Raw genomic sequence first — 18,689 nt, 5'->3', positions numbered from 1 at the left:
CGCCGAGCCATTCGAGGTGGTCGAGTTTGGAGATCAGGCCGCGCAGGTCGCCGTAGCCGTCGCCGTTGGAGTCGCAGAATCCCCGCACCGACACCTCGTAGAACACCGCCGTCTTGAACCAGTGCGGCGCCTGCGGAGCGCCTTCGGCGAAGGGATCCGGGACGGCCCCCGCCGCGGGCGCGGCCCGCTCCGCCCCGGGCCAGGGCCCGGCGAGGGCGGGCTCGGCCTCCGGGTCGGCGATCTGGCCGGACGTGCTGCAGGTGAAGTACTTCGACTGGGCGTGCATGGGCCATCCCGGAGTGTCGGCGACATCTAGATCAGCAATTCCCGCCGTCTGTCGCGCGGGCGTGCGCGACAGGCAACCATCCGTCAAAATCTTGATACTCTCCGTAATCGGACCATCGCCCCCGCGCCCCGGCGCACGCGCCCCCGGAACGGCCGCGGGTGTTGCCGCGCGGCAGGCATGTCATGCCCGGATCTTTAGAGTCGGCGCCGTTTCCTCCACGGGCCCCGGGTAGGTCGTTCCCAAGCTCGGAACCTGCCGCGCGGGCAGCTGACGACCAGCCCGGACGGGCGACGTCCTCGTCTCGTCCAGAGCGATCGGAGGGACAGTGGAGCGCTGGGAGATGTCGCCATCGGCCGTACCGACGCGCGACGACCTCGTGGCGCGGCTGCGCGTTCGCTTCGCCGACATTCCGGCCGAGAACGTGCGCCGTTGCGTGGACGACCTGTGGTGCTGCTGCGCCCACCTCGGGATGCGGCCCGACGCCCGGACGATCGAGCGCCTCGCGGCGTCCCGGCTGACGGGCGTCGTCCGCGGCGCGCGGCCGCCGTATCCGGGCGGGGAGCGCGCGCCCGTGCCGCCGGGCCGGGCCGCCGCGCCCGCCCCGCCGGCCGCCGCGCCCGCCCCGGCTCCCGCCGCCGCGCGTACCCCGATCGGGATGTGACGGATGAAGGACACCGCCGTGCCGGGCCTGCGGACGCAGACCCGGCGAGGGTTCATCGTGCTGCGGCTGCCCGCGCAGGTCAGCTGGCGCAACTACGCCGGGATCAGGGAGGGCGTGTGCCGGGCGCTGGCGCTCGCCGCCGGCGAGCTCGCCCCGGACCGTCCTTCCGCCCAGGACCGTCCCGCCGCCCGGTCGCGCAAGGGGGTCGTCGTCGACTTCGGCGACTCGGTCCTGCTGGACGCGTCCGGGCTGGTGCTGCTCGCCCGCACCGAGACCCGCGCGCAGCTGCTCGGCTGCCCGCTGCGGGCCGTGGTGCCCGCGACGGCCGCGCCGGTGCGGCGCGCGCTGCACCTCACCGGGCTGTCCAGCCTCGTCCCGGTGTTCGAGGACGTCGCGGAGGCGACCGCGGCGCCGGTGGTGCCCGGCGCGACCGCGGCCGTCGACGCCGGCCACGTGCTCGACGCCATCCGGGCCCTGCACCCCGCCGACGCCGGGCTCGCCCCGACGCCGTCCGCCGTCCCGCCGGAACTGCTGATCACCACGGCCGAGGCGGGCGACGGCGACCACACCGTGGTGCAGCTGTCCGGGGTGCTCGACCCCGTCACCGTCCGGCGCCTCGGCGAGACGCTCACCTCGCTGGTCGAGGGCGACCTGCGGCACCTGATGGTGCGGATGGGCGACCGGCTCGGGGTGCGCTGCGACCCGCTGCCGGTGCTGCTCGGCATCCGCTGGCGGGTCGCCGCGGAGGGCGGCTGCCTGTCGCTGCCGGGGCTGCCCGCCCGGCTCCGCGAGATCATCGACCGCGAGGGGCTCGGCTCGGCGTTCACCGCCTGCCGGCCCGTCGACGGCCGGCCGCTCGGCGCGGAACCGGCCTGACCGGCCGCCTTCCCGCGGTCCGGACGCTTCTCGTCCCGCCGAATCGTGAAGACGTTCCTCGCTATCCAGAGGAGTTCGGACGGATTTAAGGCGGAGTTGATCTATGAACCGGCCGTCCGGCGGAGCTCGTAACCCAGGCGAGTTCACCACCGGAAGGAGCGGTTCGGATGATGCGGCGGAACGGGGTGCGCGCGGTGCTCGGCACGGCGGGGCTGCTGGCGGTGCTCGGCGCGAGCGCCTGCGGCGGGGGCGAGCAGCGGGAGGCGGGACGGGTGGCGGCGGAGTCCTCCGGCTGCGCCGCGCTGCAGCAGGAGATCACCGCGAGCCGGGCGGTGGACGTCGCCGCCGCCGAACGGTGCGACCAGACGCAGTTCGCTCAGCTGGAGGACCGGCGGCAGGCGGCGCGCGCGAAAGGCGAGAAGCCGACGATGCAGATCAGCGCGATATGCCAGGCGGTCGACGCGCAGGCCGCGAAGGGCGACGCGAAGCTGGACTTCGGGCTGGCCTTCCACTGCCGCCAGCGCGAGCGGTTCGCCAACACCGTCAACGCGACCAGCGGGCTCGGGCCGGCGAACAAGGTCACCTCGCTCTGCCTGGGCGCGCGGGCGAAGAAGGCGCGGGGCGAGGCCGTCGACGCCTTCACCGAGTCGTTCTGCGGCAAGGAGGAGGCGGCGGCCGGCGGGACGAGCGCGGCACCGGAGCCGTCGTCGAGCGCGGCGCCCGCGCGGAGCGCGGCGCCCGCGGCGTCCGGGGGCGGCGGCGACGTCGTGTGCCAGGGGTCGACGGTGACGCTGTCCGGCGAGGCCGGCACGCCCGCCGCGTCCAGCGACCGGCTGCCGGTCGGGACGAAGGTGAAGGTGACGAACCTCGACAACGGCAGGTCGACCACGGTGGCGGTCACGTCGGCGTCGGGCAGCTGCGTGCTGCTGAACGACGCGGCGTTCGAGCAGGTGCGCGAGGCGGGGAGGTTCCTGATCCGGCACGCCCGGATCGAGCGCGTCGGCTGAAACACGCGTCGGCTGAAACACGGAGACGGCGGCGCGGGCGCGACCCCGGCGGCCGGTCGCCGCCGGGGAAGCGGGTCAGGCGTGCGTGACGGGCTTCAGCGCCTCGCGCGCGGTCGCCACGTCCGGCGCGATGGCGACGCGCCGCGGCAGGCCCGCGACCTCGGCGACTCGGCGGACGATGCCGCGCGGCGGCAGCACCACCCACATCGGCACGCCGAGCTCGGTGGCGCGCATCTGCGAGCGCAGGATGACGTTCAGCGCGTTGGAGTCGCAGAACGTGCAGCCCGAGAGGTCGAGGATGAGGGCGGGCGTCCCGGACTCGAGCAGCCCGAGGGCCTGGTCGAGGATCGCCTCGCCGTTGCTCAGATCGACCTCGGCGGGGAAGGCCAGCGTCCCGCAGGTCGGCGTGGTCTCCACTCGCGCTGCTCCGAATTCCATGGCTCGCCCCAAGGTCAGGTTCCTCACGTGGGTGACAGCTGGGGGTGCTTCACTGCGACTGTAAGCCTCAAAGCTGGACGAAACCTGAAAGAGAGGGTCAAGAGTGGGGCGCCGGTCCCTCATATTGTCGATCACCGCGTTCGCCTCCGATCGCTCCGTGTTCGTCGCTTCGGATGCGCGCACGCGCGGCCCCGGACGGTGATCGCGACGGGATCGTGCGGGCGGCGGCCGGATGCGGCCGCCGCTGCTCCGAAGCCGCACCGGGACGGGCGGTCGATCGCCCTCGTCGGCGCTCCGGCGGGACCGTGCTCGCTTGCTTGTGTTCGACCCTGCGGCACATGGTCCCGGTTCCCTCAACGGTCGCCCGCGGTCGGATGTTCCGCGGTGAAGCGGAGCCCCCAAAGCCCTATATTTCCCCCATGCGGTAATGAGCGTCCGGCGGGGGCGCGGAGGCAGGGGAGGCCTGATGGGGTCGGAACCGGTGGTCATCGACGGCGGGGACCGCTCCTGCGTGCGCCTGCTGCTGGAGTTGCGCGGGCACCTGGCGGGTCTGGCGCCCGGCACGGTCGTCCATCTCCTCGCCACCGACCCGGCGGCCCCGATCGACCTGCCCGCCTGGTGCCATCTGACGGGGCACGCCTACCTCGGCCCGGTCGCCGCCGACACCCCCACCTACGCGCTGCGCGTGGCCGAGCGCCCGCGCGCCACCCAGCCCGATTCGCCCTGGCGTCCGGCCGCGCACGGCTGACCCGGCCCGCCCGCTAAACCGCCGCAGTCCGCCTCCGGGCTGCCTCGCGGTTTTCTTTTGGCGTCACGTTTGCCACTATTGGCGCAGCGCCAATAGTGAGGATGTGACGGGCATGCCGGGAGCCGCCCCCATGCGGATGACCGGTCCCACTGAGCGGGACCTGGACGGGTCATGGCGGGACGGGAGGCGAGCCTACCTGGGGACGGCCGTCGCGGGCTTCCCGGACTTCTTCCTGATGGACGGGCCCGACACCAAAGTCGGCTCGGGGGCGGTGGTGCACATGCTCGAAAGAATCGTGAAGCGCTGACATGGGCGCCGCACATAGGGCCCCGGCCCGCGGGCGCACCGGGGACGGCGCCGACCGCCGGCTGCTGCGCGCACTCGAAGGCCTCTACGTCATCCCGTCCGGCCACCACCGCCCCGACACCGGACGCGCCGACGCCGCGCGGATGCTCGCCTGCGACGACCGGACGCTGACCGCGCTCGCCCGGCATGGCCTGCCGTCCACCGGGGAGCGCGGCCGGGAGCGGTTCGACTCGCGCGACCTGTTCAACCTCGCCCTCTACTCCGGGACGGGCCGCACGCCCGTCGAGCGGGAGGTCGCGTCGCTGCTGCGCTGGACCCGGTCGTCCTGCGAGGACCTCATCGCGCCGCGGGTGTCGCGGTTCGAGCTCCGGGTCGCCTGCGGGGACCCCGACGGGTGCCGTCCCGGCGCCCGCAACGCCCTCGCCCGGCCCCGCACCGGCGCCTACGGCGGGACGGTCCGGCACGTCCGGGCGCATCCGGGGCGCGGGGGACGGCGCGTGGCGGCGGCGCCCGACGCGGCGGCGACCACCGCGCGGTCGTCCGGTCCCGCGATGGCGATCTCCGCGGTGCTGCGGACGGTCGGGGACTGCCCGGTGCTGCGCGCGCCCGCGCTGCGCGCGATCGTCCGCGAGTTCACCGGCGCCGAGCCGCGCTACCTGCGGCTGCCCGTCGAGCTGCGCGACGACCCGGACCTCGTCCCGCGCGGCTTCGCCGGCTGCGGCGCCGCCAGCCGCTACATCGAGCGGTTGTGCCGCGAGGAGGGCGTGCCCGCGACGACCCGGATCGGCTGGGTGGTCGGGCTGCCCGAGGTCGTGCACGCCTGGGTGGAGGTCGTCGACGACGACGGCGTCACCAAGGTGATCGACCCGGTGTTCACGCTGCTGTCGGAGCTGATCCCCTGGTCGAACCCGATGCTGCGCGACCCGTCGCTGGCGTTCCGGACGAACCGGCTCGTCCCGACCGGGCTGCACGTCGGCGGCGACGTCGCGTCCCACACCTGCGGCGGCGCGCCCGGCGCCCCCGAGGGCCCGCACGCCCGCGCGCGCGTCACGACCCGGATCGTCCCGCTCCGCCCGACCGCGTGACCGGTGGCGGCGCCGGGTCAGTCGAACAGCCGGAGCCGGTGGGCGCGGGCGGCGGCCTCGCCGCGCCCCGCGACGCCGAGCTTGCCGAGGATGTTCGACACGTGCACGCTCGCGGTCTTCACCGAGATGAACAGCGCCTCGGCGATCTCCCGGTTGCTGCGCCCCGCGGCGACGAGCCGCAGCACCTCCATCTCGCGCGGGGTGAGCCCGAGCCCGGGGGACGGGCGGGCGCCGCCGAGCGGGGCCCCGGCGCGCCGCGCGAGGTCGCCGGCGCGGTCCCGCAGCGGGACCGCGCGCAGCCCGTCCGCCAGCTCGGCGGCCCGCCGCAGCGCCGGACCCGCGCGGTCCCGGTCGCCGGCGGCCAGCGCGGCCTCACCGGCCCGGACCAGCGCGGACGCCGTCTCGTACGGCTGGTGCAGCGCGTCCCACGCCGCGGCCGCCGCGTCCCACGCCGCCTGCTCCGGGACGCCCTCGGCGCGCGCGGCCTCCGCCGCGAACGTCAGCCGGTGCGCCTCCTGCACCGGCCCGTAGACGCGCAGGCCCTCCAGCCGGGCCCGCACCTTCGCCAGCGCCGCCGCGTCGCCCAACTCCGCGCACGCGGCCGCCGCGGTCACGAGCCCCGGCAGCGCGTACCGCGAGTCGTCGGGCAGGCCGACGTCGGTGAGGACGGGCTCCAGCGCGTCCAAGGCCCCCTCCGGACGCCCCCGCGCGAGCGCGATCAGCGCGTTCAGCCGGCACACCGGGAACAGGTTCTGCGCCCGCCGCGCCGCACCGCGCGCGATGAGGCCGGGCGCCTCCGCCGCGTGCCGCTCGGCGCCGCCGAGGTCCCCGCGGGCGACCGCGACCGTCCCCGCCAGGTGGTGCAGCCCCGCCCGGATGACGCCCGCCGACGTCCGCGGCAGCGTCCGCCCGATCACCCCGAGCGCCTCGTCCCACCGGCCGAGAGACACCAGCGGCTCCGCCGCGTTGATCGACAGGTGCGCGCCCGCCGACCGGACCAGCCCGTACTCCTCCGCGCGGGCGATGCCCGCCGCGGCCACCTCGGCGGCCTCCGCGTGCCGCCCGTACATCTCCAGCACGTCGGAGTGGTTGGTGAACGCGCGCAGCAGCGGATCGAACGCCTGGGCCTGCGAGGCCCGCGCCGCGACCCGCCCGACCCGCGCGAAGAACGCCTCCGGATCGTCGTCGTGGAACAGGTCGAGCCACGCCATGTTCAGCTCGATCGACAGCTCCACCTCGGTGTCGCCGACGGCCCGCGCGACCTCCAGCGCCTCCCGCGCCGCCGCCTCCGCCTCCCGCCGGGTGCCCTGCAGGCCGAGGATCTTCGTGGCGAGCGTCGCGAGCACCCGCGCCCGCTCGGCCGACGGCGGGTCGGCCGGCACCAGCCGGGCCGCCTCGCGCAGGTCCGCGGGCGCCTTGTCGCTGCCCGACCGCAGCCGCAGCATGCCGCGCAGCTCGTGCAGCCGCGCCGCCCGCATCGGATCGCCGGCCGCCTCCCCGAGCCGCAGCGCCTCGGTCGCCAGCCTGATGCCCACGTCCGGCTCGCCCGCGAGGTCGGCCAGCGTGACGGCCTCCTCCATCACCTGGACGTGCGGGACCCCGATCCGCTCCGCCGCGTCCGGCACCCGGTCCCACAGCCCGAGCACCCGCGACGCCATCCGCAGCGCCTCGGCGTACGCGAGCGCCCGGCGCGTCTCCCCGACGGCCCGCCACGCCGCGGTCAGCGCCCGGACGACGTCGTGCGCCGCGTGCCAGTGGTGCGCCAGCGTCACCGCCCGCGCCCGGTCCGGCATCAGCTCCGGGTGCTCCTCCAGCACCCGCGCGTACCGGACGTGCAGCCGCGTCCGCTCCCCGGGCAGCAGGTCGTCGTGCACCGCCTCGCGGATCAACGCGTGCCGGAACGCGTACCCGTCGCCGTCCACGACCAGGACGTTGGCCGCCACGGCGGGCCGCAGCCCGCGGGTCAGCTCCCGCTCGTCCAGCCCGGCGACCGCCGCGAGCAGCTCGTGCTCGATCCGCGCGCCGCCGCCCGCCGCCACCCGCAGGATCTCCTGGGTGTCCTCCGGCAGCCGCTGCACGGCGCCGAGCAGCAGGTCGCGCAGCGACTCCGGCAGGTCCCGGTCCGCGCCCGAGCCGACCAGCGCCTCGACGAACAGCGGGTTGCCCTCGCTGCGCTCGAACACGTCCGCGAGCGCACCGGCGGGCGGGTCGGTGCCGAGGATGCCGCGCACCAGCGCGCCGACCTCGTCCCGGCCGAGCCGCCCCACCTCGACGCGGGCGACGTGCTCGACGCGCTCCAGCTCGGTCAGCACCGGGCGCAGCGGATGCGCGCGGTGCAGCTCGTCGGTCCGGTACGTGACGACGATCAGCAGCGCGTCCCCGGCGCCCAGGTTGCGGACGAGGAACGTCAGCAGGTCGCGGGTCGAGGCGTCCGCCCAGTGCGCGTCCTCGACGACCAGCACCACCGGCCCGGCCGCGGCGAGCCGCTCCAGCAGCGTCAGCACCAGCTCGAACAGCCGGGCCCGCGACTCGCCGGTGAACGCGCCCGCGTCGGCGTCGCCGAAGTCGGGCAGCAGCCGGGCCAGCCCGTCGCCCGCGCCCGGGGGCAGCAGGGCGCGCACCCCGTCCACGCCGACGTCGCGGACGAGCCCGCGCAGCGCCGCGGTGAACGGCGCGAACGGCAGCCCCTCGGTGCCGAGCTCCAGGCAGCCGCCGACCAGCACCCGCGCGCCCTCGGCGCGGGCGCGCGCGCCGAAGTCGGTGACCAGCCGGGTCTTGCCCACCCCCGCCTCGCCGCCGAGCAGCACCGCCGACGGCGTCCCGTCGCGGGCGGCGCGGAACGCGGCGCCGAGCGCGGCGGACTCGCGCTCGCGGCCGACGAGCACCGGGCTGACCGTGCGGGCGTTCACCGCTCCGGCGCGTCCGGCCCCGCCGCCGCGCGCACCGCCTCCGCCATGACCGGGTCGCCCTCCGCGAGGTATCCGGCGGCGACGCCGTCCCGGTCGGCGGCCGGCCGGTTCTGGCTCAGCTTCGCCTTCGCCTCGACCCGGGTGATGACGAGCTCCAGGCCGACGATCGCGCGCAGCTGCCCGGCGATGAACTCCGGCGGCGCGTCGTCCACCGACCAGGGCTCGGGACGGCCCGCCTCGTGCCTGCCCGTGAGCCGCCGCACCAGCGACTCCAGCCACGCCGGATCGTCGTGGACGACCAGCCGCCCGTAGACGTGCGCGGTGAGGTAGTTCCACGTCGGCACGGCCCGCCCGCGCTCGGCCTTGGACGCGTACCACGACGGCGTCACGTACGCGTCGGGCCCGTGCACGATGAACAGGGACTCGCCCCGCGCGGGCTCGCTCCACTGGTCGTTGTTGCGGGCGACGTGCGCGAGCAGCGCGCCGTGCTCGCCGGCGTCCGGGTCGTACAGGACGGGCAGGAACGTTGCGACGAGGCCGCGCGGCGTGCTGGTGACGAGGTCGGCCGCGCCGCAGCCGTCGAGGAGCGCGCGGACCTCGGCGTCACCGGCCGAGAAATGTGCGGGTATGTACACGCCCCGACGCTACCCGAACGGCCATGTCGGAGGCGCGTGCGAAGGCCACACCTTCCCCATCGCCCGCGTCCAGGCGATGCACGAGGGCAAGCGCCGCGCCCGCGCCCGCCGCGACCAGGGCTGACGCCCGCCCCGGTCCGCTCTACGCGGCGTTTCGAGGCGACCACGCACCGGACACGCGAGACCGGCGATTTCGCCGATGCGGCGACCGGCGACCACACCGACACTCGGTGACGAAACGCCCCATCCCCCACCCCCTGAGGAGGAGCGATGCGCCGCATTCTCGGCACACTCCTGACGGCGGCGGTCACCGTGCTCGGTGCCGTCGTCGGCGTGAGCGCCCCCGCGCACGCGGCCGGGCACACGCCCGTGGTCTTCGTGCACGGCTACACCGGAAGCGCGTCCAACTGGGTCACCGCCGAAGCGGTGTTCACCGCGGCCGGCTACAGCAGCAACGAGCTGTTCGCCTTCAACTACAACTCCTACGGCGACAACAAGGCGAACGCCGCCAGCCTGGCCTCCTACGTGAACCAGGTGCGGGCGCGGACCGGCGCGTCCAAGGTCGACATCGTCAACCACTCCATGGGCGGGCTCGTCAGCTGGTGGTACATCAAGGAGCTCGGCGGCCAGCAGTACGTGAAGCACCTCGCCTCGCTCGCCGGCGCCAACCACGGCACCACCGCCGCCTACGCCTGCCTGACCTTCGTCACCTGCCAGCAGATGTCGCCCGGCTCGTCGTTCATCCAGACGCTCGCCTCCGGTGACGAGACGCCCGGCGACACCAAGTACGCCACCTGGTACTCGCCGTGCGACGGCGTCATCAACCCCTACACCAGCACCAGGCTCAGCGGCGCCACGAACAACTACGTCCCTTGCGAGAACCACCTCACCTACCTCACCGACACGGTGGTGCTGAACTCCGTCCGCACCTTCCTCGCGAGCTGACGCCCCCCGATCCCGTCTCGATCAGGAACCCGCGGCCCGCCGGTGCTCCCACCGGCGGGCCGCGGAATGCCCCCGTCGAAGTCTCTGTGGGGGATGCCCCCACACCCTGGCGAGTGTGCGGTCAGACCCGGTCCGCCGCGATCAGCAGGTACTGGAAGCTCCCGCCCTTGTAGGCGTCCAGGAACGCCTGCTCGATGCCCGTCGCCAGCGTCGACTTCGCGCGCAGCTCCCAGTAGGGGATCGTCGCCGAGGTGAGGTCGACGACGCTCACCGGGACGAGCCGGTTCGCCGCCATCTCCCGGAAGTAGGTGCTGCGCGGGTGGATGTCGCAGATGTAGTGCGCGTTGATCTCGCTGACGGCCCGCGACGGCAGCCCGTAGGCGTCGTTGTAGCAGCCGGTGATGGTCACGTACCGGCCGCCGCGCTTCAGCAGCCGCGCGTGCTCGGCGAACAGCAGGCCCAGCTCCACGTACATGGTGCTCTCGTTGTTCCAGATCGCCTGGAACGCCCCGGTCTCGAAGCCGGTGTCCAGCATGTTCTTGAAGTGGAAGCGGACCTTGCCGGCGACGCCGCGCCGCTCGGCCTGCTCGCCCGCGAACGCGACCTGCGACTCCGAGATCGACACCCCGTCGACCCGGCAGCCGAACCGCTCGTGGGCGACCAGGCTCGACCCGCCGCGCCCCGACCCGGCGTCCATCAGCCGGTCGGACGGCTTGACCGGGCCGAGGTTGCTCATCAGCAGGTGGGTCTGTGCGCTCTCCAGCCGGTGCAGCTCGGCGATGGTCCGCTCCTCGCGGGTGTCGGCCGGGCCGTCGAGGACCGTCCAGTCGACGGGGCCGACGCCGTAGTGGTGGTGGTAGATCCCGTCCACCTCGCCGAGCCGGAGGTTGACCGGGTTGCGCTCGGCGTTCCAGTACTCCGCGACCGAGTGCTGGTAGAGGCTGCCGAGGACCGGGGAGTCCTGGGTTGCGGTCATGTCCGGTGATCCTTTCGTGGTCATCGGGTCGAGGGTCGTCACGTGTAGCGGTCGGACGCGCCGTGCCACTCCAGGCAGCCGGCCATCCAGCTCTGCACGCCGAGCAGGAACCGCTGCAGCTCGGCGGACGGGACCGAGGCCAGCTCCCGCTGGCTGTCCTCGAACCCGCGGACGAAGTCGTTGTGCATCGCCACCGCCGCGCGGACCGCCTCCTCCAGGGGGCAGCCCTCCTCCTCGGCGATCAGCAGCACCACGTTGCAGTCGGGCAGGTCGTCGGCGGCCTCCCGCTCCACCGAGTGCAGGTCGTTGACGATGACGGAGGCGGTGCCCGCCTGCATCACCGCGCGGTGCACGCGCGGCTCGTAGAACAGGTTCGCGTCCAGCTGGTAGCCGCCGACGACGTCGACCAGCGTCATGGACGTGTAGAAGCTGTCGTGCTGCCGCGCCGCGAGGTACCGCCACACCGGGGGCAGCTCGCCGAGGTGCCGCCACGCCGCGTACGCCGTCCAGCTCACGTACATCTGGAACGTGGTGTTGAGGACCCGCATGACCTGCGACGGGCCGGCGTGGCGCTTGAGATGCCCGGTGGCCGACCGCAGCGCGACGAGGACGGGGTCGGACCGCACGGCCTCCTCGACCTGCGCGGTGTACCTGCCCGCGTCCGGCGGCGGGTCCATCGCCGACATCACCAGCGCCAGCCGCGGCGGCAGCTCGGTGGGGGTGGCGCCGAGGTCGCTCTCGTCGGCGTAGTAGTCGTCGCACGCCCACCACGCGGCGTTCATCTTGGCGGCGAGCAGCAGCGCGTCGACGTCGTCGGTCTCGGGATGGCCGAGGACGGCGAGCCGCCCGAACCCGGTGTTACGGAACTTGTCGAGCCGGCCGGCGTAGATCCCGACCTCGGCGGCCCATTCGACGAGCCGGTCGTTGACCACGAGCGCGAGGTTGTCGTCGATCCGGGCCGTCAGCGGGCAGTACAGCGGCGGGAACGAGCCGTCGCCCCACGGGCGTTCGGCGTAGCCCGGCGAGAAGTGGCCGCCCACGCGCGTCGGGCTCGGCAATGGCGTCGGCAGGACCGGGACGGCGGCGGCCGGGTCGGGCGCCGGGGGTTCGTGCGCGTCCGGGTGGCCGTCCGGGGGCGCGTCCGCCGGCGAGGGGACGGTGCGCAGGGCGTCCAGGATGCGCGCCGCCGACGTGCCCAGCCCGCTCGGCCCGGACAGCAGCCGGTTCACCCGCTCGGCCGCCGCGCGGCGGGCGGCGTCCCCGGGGCCGTCCCCGGCCTCCGGCGCCGGCCCGTCCGTCGCGCAGCCGGGTCCGCGGGCAACGCTGCACTCGTCCATCGTCGTACCCCTCGCTGGATCATGGCGTGGTCGGCCGGAACCAGTTACTCACAGCTTCATGGTGACTACAACAGGCAAGGTCCTTGCCTCGGGGTGACACGATGTCATCGGACGGACACGTGATTCTGTACGGGAAAGGCCCGGCGGCCCCTGTCCGGGACCGCCGGGCCCTGCCGGCTCGGGACGCTACGCCGCCGCGGCGGCCGCGGCCGGGGTGTAGTGCCCTGCGTCGTCGCCTTCGAGGATGCGGCTGGTCTCGCCGTTCACGCCCACCGGCGCGTCGCCGGCGACGGTGACGCGGTGCAGGACGCGCGGCAGGTCGCCGTAGTCGTCCGGCGCGTAGTGCTGGGTGATGCGGTTGTCGAACAGCACCAGGTCGCCGGGGTTCCACGCGACCCGCACGATGTTCTCCGGGCGGGTCACGTACCGCTGCAGCAGCCGCAGGATGTCGCGCGACTCGCTGCCCGACAGCCCTTCGATCTCCTGCGCGAACCCGCCGATGAACAGGCCGCGCTCGCCCGTCTCCGGATGCACCCGCACGACCGGGTGCAGGGTCCGGTAGCGGCGCGCGGTGAACACCTTCCGGTATTCGAGGGCCTTCTCGGTGTTGCTGCGCGGCACCGCGTAGTCGTAGTCGTTGGTGTGCACGGCCCACAGCCGGTCCGCGAAGTCCCGCAGCTGGTCCGGCAGGTCCCGGTAGGCGGCGGCGGAGTTGGCGATGAGCGTGTTGCCGCCGTAGGGCGGGACGACGAGGGCGCGCAGCGTGCTGAGCTTCGGCGGCGTCCGGACGAACGTGACGTCGGTGTGCCAGTTGTTGGACCGGATGCCCTCCTCGCCGCGCACCGGCAGGATGTCGGGCTGGCCGTCCACGGACGGGACGGTCGGGTGCGCCCGGGTCAGCTCCCCGAACCGGGCGGCGAAGCGGAGCTGGCCCTCGTCGTCGAGGCCGGCGCCGCGGAACACCAGCACCTTGTGCGTCAACAGCGCGTCGTTGACCTCCTCGAAGGGCAGGTCGTTCGGGTCGGCCCCGGTGTACTCGGCGCCGATGCGGCCCCCGATGCGGCGGAACTCGGTCATGGTTCGTGCCCTTTCTAGCGGCGGACGGTGGGGTCGGCGAGCCGCAGCAGCAGCCGCAGCAGGCCGTCGAAGGCGAAGCCGAGCACGGCGATCTCGGCGATCCCGCTGAAGATCAGCGGCGTCTGGAGGTAGTTGCCGGCCTGCAGGATGAGGTAGCCGACGCCGCCGGTGGCGGCGATCATCTCGGCGGCGATGATGGCGGTCCACGCGCCGCCCATCGCGATCCGCATCCCGGTGATGACGCCGGGCACGGCCGCGCGCAGCCGCACGTGCAGCATCGTGCGCAGCTGCGAGGCGCCGAGGCTGCGGCTGGCGTTCAGCAGGTCCGGCGGGACGGCGTCGAGCGCGCCGAGCGTCGCGACCGTCACGACCGGCAGCACCCCGAAGAAGATCAGCGCGATCTTCGAGGTCTCGCCGATGCCGAACCACACCACCAGCAGCGGGATGAACGCGATCGGCGGCAGCGGCCGCATGATCGCGATGAGCGGGTCGGCCAGCTCGCGGATCACCCGGACCCCGGCCATGGACGCGCCGAGCGCCAGCCCGGCGGCCGTGCCGAGCAGGAACCCGGCGAGGATCCGCCCGGTGCTGATCAGCGCGTCGGCGACCAGCGTCTTGCCCTGCACCTGCGGGTACGGCTTGCCGAGGTACTCGGCGAGGGTGCGGGCGGTCTCGGTGACGGTCGGCAGCGTCACGGTGTCGCCGATGACGAGCGCGGCGACCTCCCAGACCACCAGGGCGAGGGCGATCGCGCCGGCGCCCGTCCACACCCGCCGCCACGACCGCGACGGTCGCGGCGCGGTACCGGTCGCGGCGGCCTCCGCCGGAGCTTCGGTCGCGGTCGTCACCGTTCCAGCACCTCCCGGATGCGGCGCTTGGCGTTCACGAACGCGAGCGTCTCGGTGTCCTCGTACGCGCGCGGGCGCGGCAGTTCGATGTCGATGACGTCCTTGGTGCCGGCGGGCGGCGCGGACAGCACGCACACGCGGTCGCCGAGCAGCGCCGCCTCCTCGACGTCGTGGGTGACGAACACGATGGTGGTGCGGTGCTTCTGCCACAGCTCCAGCAGGAACCGCTGCATGGATGCGCGGGTGATGGCGTCGAGCGCGCCGAACGGCTCGTCCATCAGCAGCACGCCCGGCCGGTTGACCAGGACCCGCGCGAACGCGGCGCGGTGCCGCATCCCGCCGGACAGCTCGTGCGGGTAGGCGTCGCGGGCGTCGGCGAGCCCGACCGTCTCCAGCAGCCGCTCCGCCTCGTCCCGCACCCGCGGGGTCAGCGCGCCGCGCGCCTTCGGCCCGTACAGGACGTTCTGCCAGGTCGTCAGCCACGGGAACAGGTTCGGCGTCTGGAACAGCACGCCCCGGTCGTGGCCGGGCCCGGTGACCGGCCGGCCGCCGACCAGCACCTCGCCGGAGTCGGCCGAGGTGAACCCGGCGACGATGTTCAGCAGCGTCGACTTCCCGCAGCCGGACGGGCCGAGCAGGCACAGGAACTCGCCCGGCCGGACGTCGAGGGTCACCCCGTCGAGCGCGGGGCGGCCGGGACGGCGCCGCCTGCTGAAGGTCTTGCGGACGTCGCGCAGCCGCACCCCCGCGGGCTCGTCGGCGACGGGTTCGGCGGTCGCGGTTCGGGTCTCGATGGCGCTCACTTGCAGCCTCCGGACTGGGCCTTGTCCCAGAAGGACGGATCGATGTGCCGCGCGATCGCCGCCTGGTCGGGCACGCTTTTCGCGCGGCCCTGCGTGACGAGGAACTCCGCGGTCAGCTTGAAGTTCTGGGCGAGCTTGCCCGTGGCGGCCGTCCCGTCGGGGCCCTTCAGCCAGGCGCCCTCCTCGGCGGCGGGGATGTACGGGTAGGTCCTGGTCGCGGCGATCGCGTCCGCCGGGGTCACCCCGACGAACTTGGCCGCGGGCGTGATGTAGCGGTCGGCCTGCGGGCCCTTCACGAGCGCCTCGGCCTTGGACATCTGGCAGACGAGGGCCTGCACGACGTCGCGGTGCTGCCGCGCGTACGGGGTGGAGACGGCCAGCATGTTGACCGCCGCGTAGCCGAGTTTCGCGATGTCGGTGGAGCGCACCAGCACGCGCGCCCCGTGCTTCTGCAGCTCCAGCAGGAACGACTGGCTGATGTAGACGGCGTCGATCTTGCCCGCCTTCCAGGCGGCGGCCTCGGCGGCCTCGCTGGCGAAGCCGGCGACCTGCACCGCGCCCGTGCGGCCCTGCGACTTCAGCCAGCCGCGCAGCTGGAAGTCCAGCGTGGACCCGACGAGCACGCCGACCTTGCGCAGGTCGCCGGGGCCCCGGATCGAGTCGTGGACGGCCAGCCCGGACGCGTCGATGCCCTCCACGTACACGGCCGTGACGTCGGTTCCGCTGGTGAAGGCGCCGGTGAACGGCGGGTTGCCGACGCCGGCGACGAAGGGGAAGGCGCCGGCGCGCAGCTGGGCCATGCCGGCGACGCCGCTGTCGATGGGACGCAGCTCGATCTTGCCGGGTACCTTGGCCGACATGCCCTTGTCGGCGACGACGATCGCCTCGGGCCCGGCGACGGCGCCCTGGAAGTAGCCGATCTTGACGGAGCCGGTGGCGCCGCGCGCGGACGTCCCGCAGCCGGCGGCGAGCGCGAGGGCGGCGCCGGCCGCGACGAGCCGTACGGGCCGCCGGGGTTCTCCGGGCAGGAGTGTTCCAGGCAGGGGTCTTCTGAGCATGGGAGACGTGTGTTCCTCGGGCGAGCGGCCGGCTCGTGCCCTGGTGCAGGGCGCCGGACCTGGGGGACGGGACGGGCGGGCGCCGCGGGGCGGGGCCGCGGGCGGATCGTCAGGCCGGACAGCGTGCGGCGGCCACGCGGAGCAGGTCCACGTGGCGGCGGCGGACGAGGCAGGGCCGGAGGCGCATACCGGTATGAGAACACGGCGGGCGCCAGCTATGCAACTATTCCTACTGGATTAATATGGAATGGATCCGGGCGACCCGGGCGCGCGCGCCGTCAGCGCGGGCGCCTTGGCGGCGTGCGGGCCCTCCGGCCCCATCCCGCTCCGTTCCGCGTCGCGCGTCCGGGGCACGGATCCGGTCGCGATCATCCGCACCCCGGTACACGCCGGCGAGCGGGAACTCCGGCGTGGGAACGCGCGGCGAAGTCAGGCGGTGCGGCGGCCGGCGGCGGAGGCCATGCCGGGCGGGGCCGAGTCGAGGGCCCGCTGGATCGCCTCGACGAGCGCGAGCGCCGCCTCCTCGGTCAGCTCCACCGCGACCCGCGCGGACGGCCCCTCGGACGGGTTGGTGAAGTCGATGTTCAGCGTGTGCTCGTTCGTCGAGTGGAACGGATGGTCGACGTAGACCGCGCCGTCCGTCAGCGTGAACCAGCCGGACGCGCCCTTGGCGGCCCCGGCCAGCCCGACCTTGTGGGTCTGGTAGGTGCACATGCGAGGGTCTCCCTTCAGGACGCGAGGTGCCGGCCGTAGAAGTCGAAGATGCGCTTCCAGCCGTCGACGGCGGCCTCGGGGCGGTAGGCGGTCCGCTCGACGGCGAAGAACGCGTGCCCGGCGCCCGGATAGCTGTGGAACTCGTGCTCCTTGCCGAGCCTCGTCAGCTCCGCGTCCAGCTCGGCGACCTCGTCCGGCGCGGGGAACTGGTCGTCCTCGCCGAACAGCCCGAGCAGCGGGCAGGACAGGTCGCCCGCCTTGGCGATCAGCGGCCCCGCCTGCAGCGGGAACTCCGCCGGCGGCTCCTTCACCACGAACGCGCCGTAGCAGTCGACGGCTGCGTCGAGGTCCAGCGACACCGCCGCCAGGAACGCCTGCCGGCCGCCCGAGCAGTACCCGATCACGCCGACCTTGCCGTTGGCGCCCTCCAGCCCGTTGAGGTGCGCGGCGGCGCCGGCGACGTCGCCGACGAGCTGCTCGTCCGGGACACCGCCCTTCGCGCGGGCGGCGGCGGCCTGGTCGTCGGGGCTGACGCCCTTGCCCTCGCGCGAGTACAGGTTCGGGCAGATCGCGGCGTACCCGCGCGCGGCGAACGTGCGGGTGATCTGCTTGGTGCCCTCGTCGTACCCGGGCAGGTGGTGGATCACGACCACGCCGCCGCGCGGGCGGTCGCCGAGCGGGCGGGCCAGGTACGCCTCGAGCTCGGCGCCCTCATGGCCGGTGATCGAGACGGTACCGGCCTGCATCTGGTCTGACATGTGCGCGCAACGCTCCGTATGTGAATCATGGACACGGTCGGGCGCGAGGTCCGCGAGCCGGCCGTGCGGACCGTGCCAGTCTGCCCCATGACCGTTCCGGAGCACCGGCCGCCCCGCCGCGGGCCCGTGAGCGTGCGGGCGCTCTTCGGGGTCCCGGGACGGTCAGCCGTCCAGCGTCCCCGCGCCGAGCAGCGCGAACAGCAGCAGGCCGACGGCGACCCGGTACACCACGAACGCGGTGAACGTGTGCCGCGCGACGAACCGCAGCAGCCAGGCGATCGAGGCGTAGGCGACCACGAACGACACCGCGGTGCCGATCGCGAGCGGCAGCGCGCCCTCGCCGGACCCGAGGGCGCCCGGCAGCTCGTACAGGCCGGCGCCGGTCAGCGCGGGGATCCCCATGAAGAACGACAGGCGGGTGGCGGCGAGCCGGTCGAGGTTCAGCAGCAGCCCGGTCGAGATCGTCGCGCCGGACCGGGAGAAGCCCGGGAACAGCAGCGCGAGGATCTGCGACGAGCCGACGAGCATCGCGTCCCGGAAGCCGGTGTCGTCCTCGCCGCGCTTGTTGCGGCCGTAACGGTCGGCGAGCCACATCACCGCGCTGCCGACGATCAGCGAGCCGGCCACCACCCACAGCGAGGCGAGCGGCCCCTCGATGAGCGGTTTCGCCGCGACCCCGACGATCACCACGGGGACGGTGGCGAAGATGACCCACCACGCGAACTTGTAGTCGTGGTGGTACCGCTCCTCCTTGTTCGCGAGGCCCTTGAGCCAGGCCCCGGCGATCCGGACGATGTCGGAGAAGAAGTAGACCAGCACGGCGGCGATGGCGCCGACCTGGATGACGGCGGTGAACCCGACGACGCCCTCGCCGTCGACCGGGACGTCCATCAGCCCCTCGGCGATCTTCAGGTGCCCGGTCGAGGACACCGGCAGGAACTCGGTGAGGCCCTCGACCACGCCGAGGACGATGGCCTGGCCGACGTTGATCACGCTCAATGGACGGTTTCCTCACGCCTTGTCACCGGCTCGGTGCCGCGAGCCTACCGCCACGGGCACCGTGCGCGGCGGGTCTGGCCGGACTCGGGCGCGGCGGGCCGCCGGCTCGCCGGACCCGCCACGGGGCGCCGCTACCAACCGTGACGCCGTGCCGCGTCCGGTCCCCGCCGGATCCGGAAATCCTGCCGTATCCAGGGCATTCGGCGGTCACGCTGGGCTAGCC

20 protein-coding genes and 1 pseudogene are annotated in these 18,689 nt (G+C 74.2%); 8 read left to right on the top strand and 13 right to left on the bottom strand.

The features are described 5' to 3' along the window. Nucleotides 1–286: pseudogene (locus F8568_RS46795) on the bottom strand (hypothetical protein); the annotation flags it as partial. Nucleotides 287–626: 340 nt separating this feature from the next. On the opposite strand from F8568_RS46795, the gene F8568_RS46790 reads away from it, so the two are divergent. The 3 genes from F8568_RS46790 (at nucleotide 627) to F8568_RS46785 (ending at nucleotide 2,830) form a co-directional block, all read left to right on the top strand. Beyond that, nucleotides 627–947, top strand: a complete 321-nt coding sequence (locus tag F8568_RS46790) for a hypothetical protein (protein WP_151594256.1) — start codon at nucleotides 627–629, stop codon at nucleotides 945–947. A 3-nt stretch (nucleotides 948–950) separates the two neighbouring features. Then, nucleotides 951–1,823, top strand: a complete 873-nt coding sequence (locus F8568_RS15640; protein ID WP_151594255.1) for an STAS domain-containing protein — start codon at nucleotides 951–953, stop codon at nucleotides 1,821–1,823. 167 nt (nucleotides 1,824–1,990) lie between these two features. Further along, nucleotides 1,991–2,830, top strand: coding sequence for an RlpA-like double-psi beta-barrel domain-containing protein (locus F8568_RS46785; RefSeq protein ID WP_202124980.1), 840 nt, complete (start codon nucleotides 1,991–1,993; stop codon nucleotides 2,828–2,830). A gap of 75 nt (nucleotides 2,831–2,905) precedes the next feature. Here F8568_RS46785 and F8568_RS15630 read toward each other — a convergent pair whose 3' ends face one another. Next, nucleotides 2,906–3,247 carry an STAS domain-containing protein gene (locus F8568_RS15630; RefSeq protein ID WP_160573631.1) on the bottom strand — a complete coding sequence of 114 codons (342 nt, stop codon included), beginning with the start codon at nucleotides 3,245–3,247 and terminating at the stop codon, nucleotides 2,906–2,908. 487 nt (nucleotides 3,248–3,734) lie between these two features. On the opposite strand from F8568_RS15630, the gene F8568_RS15625 reads away from it, so the two are divergent. The 3 genes from F8568_RS15625 to F8568_RS15615 all read left to right on the top strand — a co-directional run bounded on the left by F8568_RS15625 (nucleotide 3,735) and on the right by F8568_RS15615 (nucleotide 5,407). Next, nucleotides 3,735–4,016 carry a sulfurtransferase TusA family protein gene (locus F8568_RS15625; protein WP_151594253.1) on the top strand — a complete coding sequence of 94 codons (282 nt, stop codon included), beginning with the start codon at nucleotides 3,735–3,737 and terminating at the stop codon, nucleotides 4,014–4,016. A gap of 136 nt (nucleotides 4,017–4,152) precedes the next feature. After that, entirely contained in the window at nucleotides 4,153–4,323 is a 171-nt protein-coding gene (locus F8568_RS15620) for a hypothetical protein (protein ID WP_160573630.1), read from the top strand. 1 nt (nucleotide 4,324) lies between these two features. Beyond that, nucleotides 4,325–5,407, top strand: coding sequence for a hypothetical protein (locus F8568_RS15615; RefSeq protein WP_160573629.1), 1,083 nt, complete (start codon nucleotides 4,325–4,327; stop codon nucleotides 5,405–5,407). Nucleotides 5,408–5,424: 17 nt separating this feature from the next. Here the strand turns inward: F8568_RS15615 and F8568_RS50390 are convergent, their stop codons facing one another. Together F8568_RS50390 and F8568_RS50385 are read right to left on the bottom strand one after the other, a co-directional pair. Further along, nucleotides 5,425–8,316, bottom strand: a complete 2,892-nt coding sequence (locus F8568_RS50390) for a helix-turn-helix transcriptional regulator (RefSeq protein WP_151594252.1) — start codon at nucleotides 8,314–8,316, stop codon at nucleotides 5,425–5,427. After that, a complete protein-coding gene (locus F8568_RS50385) occupies nucleotides 8,313–8,951 on the bottom strand; it encodes an FMN-binding negative transcriptional regulator (RefSeq protein ID WP_151594251.1) in 639 nt (212 codons plus the stop codon). Before F8568_RS50385 ends, F8568_RS50390 begins: the two co-directional genes overlap by 4 nt. Between F8568_RS50385 and F8568_RS49590 the strand changes: the two genes are divergently transcribed. Further along, complete coding sequence (locus F8568_RS49590; RefSeq protein WP_268896256.1) at nucleotides 8,944–9,075, top strand: hypothetical protein; 132 nt, start codon at nucleotides 8,944–8,946, stop codon at nucleotides 9,073–9,075. The genes F8568_RS50385 and F8568_RS49590 overlap by 8 nt on opposite strands. Before the next feature lie 146 nt (nucleotides 9,076–9,221). Then, complete coding sequence (locus tag F8568_RS15600) at nucleotides 9,222–9,896, top strand: esterase/lipase family protein (protein WP_151594250.1); 675 nt, start codon at nucleotides 9,222–9,224, stop codon at nucleotides 9,894–9,896. 121 nt (nucleotides 9,897–10,017) lie between these two features. Here F8568_RS15600 and F8568_RS15595 read toward each other — a convergent pair whose 3' ends face one another. The 9 genes from F8568_RS15595 to F8568_RS15555 all read right to left on the bottom strand — a co-directional run bounded on the left by F8568_RS15595 (nucleotide 10,018) and on the right by F8568_RS15555 (nucleotide 18,460). Beyond that, nucleotides 10,018–10,872: a geranyl diphosphate 2-C-methyltransferase gene (locus F8568_RS15595; RefSeq protein ID WP_151594249.1), complete on the bottom strand. Its 855-nt coding sequence runs from the start codon at nucleotides 10,870–10,872 to the stop codon at nucleotides 10,018–10,020. 38 nt (nucleotides 10,873–10,910) lie between these two features. Beyond that, nucleotides 10,911–12,209, bottom strand: coding sequence for a family 2 encapsulin nanocompartment cargo protein terpene cyclase (locus F8568_RS15590; protein ID WP_202124978.1), 1,299 nt, complete (start codon nucleotides 12,207–12,209; stop codon nucleotides 10,911–10,913). A gap of 186 nt (nucleotides 12,210–12,395) precedes the next feature. Beyond that, on the bottom strand, nucleotides 12,396–13,286 hold the full coding sequence (locus tag F8568_RS15585) for a TauD/TfdA dioxygenase family protein (protein WP_151594248.1): 891 nt from the start codon (nucleotides 13,284–13,286) through the stop codon (nucleotides 12,396–12,398). A gap of 14 nt (nucleotides 13,287–13,300) precedes the next feature. Continuing rightward, entirely contained in the window at nucleotides 13,301–14,134 is an 834-nt protein-coding gene (locus F8568_RS50380; protein WP_151594247.1) for an ABC transporter permease, read from the bottom strand. Then, on the bottom strand, nucleotides 14,131–14,937 hold the full coding sequence (locus tag F8568_RS15575; protein ID WP_328600896.1) for an ABC transporter ATP-binding protein: 807 nt from the start codon (nucleotides 14,935–14,937) through the stop codon (nucleotides 14,131–14,133). Before F8568_RS15575 ends, F8568_RS50380 begins: the two co-directional genes overlap by 4 nt. Next, nucleotides 14,934–15,995: a type 2 periplasmic-binding domain-containing protein gene (locus F8568_RS15570; protein ID WP_151594246.1), complete on the bottom strand. Its 1,062-nt coding sequence runs from the start codon at nucleotides 15,993–15,995 to the stop codon at nucleotides 14,934–14,936. The genes F8568_RS15575 and F8568_RS15570 overlap by 4 nt, the downstream gene beginning before the upstream one ends. A gap of 429 nt (nucleotides 15,996–16,424) precedes the next feature. Then, the gene (locus F8568_RS15565; protein ID WP_151594245.1) at nucleotides 16,425–16,709 is read right to left on the bottom strand and encodes a DUF6295 family protein; all 285 of its coding nucleotides are present in this window, start codon (nucleotides 16,707–16,709) and stop codon (nucleotides 16,425–16,427) included. A 14-nt stretch (nucleotides 16,710–16,723) separates the two neighbouring features. Continuing rightward, on the bottom strand, nucleotides 16,724–17,467 hold the full coding sequence (locus F8568_RS15560; protein ID WP_151594244.1) for a dienelactone hydrolase family protein: 744 nt from the start codon (nucleotides 17,465–17,467) through the stop codon (nucleotides 16,724–16,726). Nucleotides 17,468–17,629: 162 nt separating this feature from the next. Beyond that, complete coding sequence (locus F8568_RS15555) at nucleotides 17,630–18,460, bottom strand: undecaprenyl-diphosphate phosphatase (RefSeq protein WP_328600899.1); 831 nt, start codon at nucleotides 18,458–18,460, stop codon at nucleotides 17,630–17,632. Nucleotides 18,461–18,689 lie beyond the last annotated feature (229 nt).

The sequence above is a fragment of the Actinomadura physcomitrii genome (assembly GCF_008923205.2).
Classification (GTDB): domain Bacteria; phylum Actinomycetota; class Actinomycetes; order Streptosporangiales; family Streptosporangiaceae; genus Spirillospora; species Spirillospora physcomitrii.
Note: the sequence above shows the minus strand (reverse complement) of the source record. Positions and strands in the feature narration are given on the sequence as shown.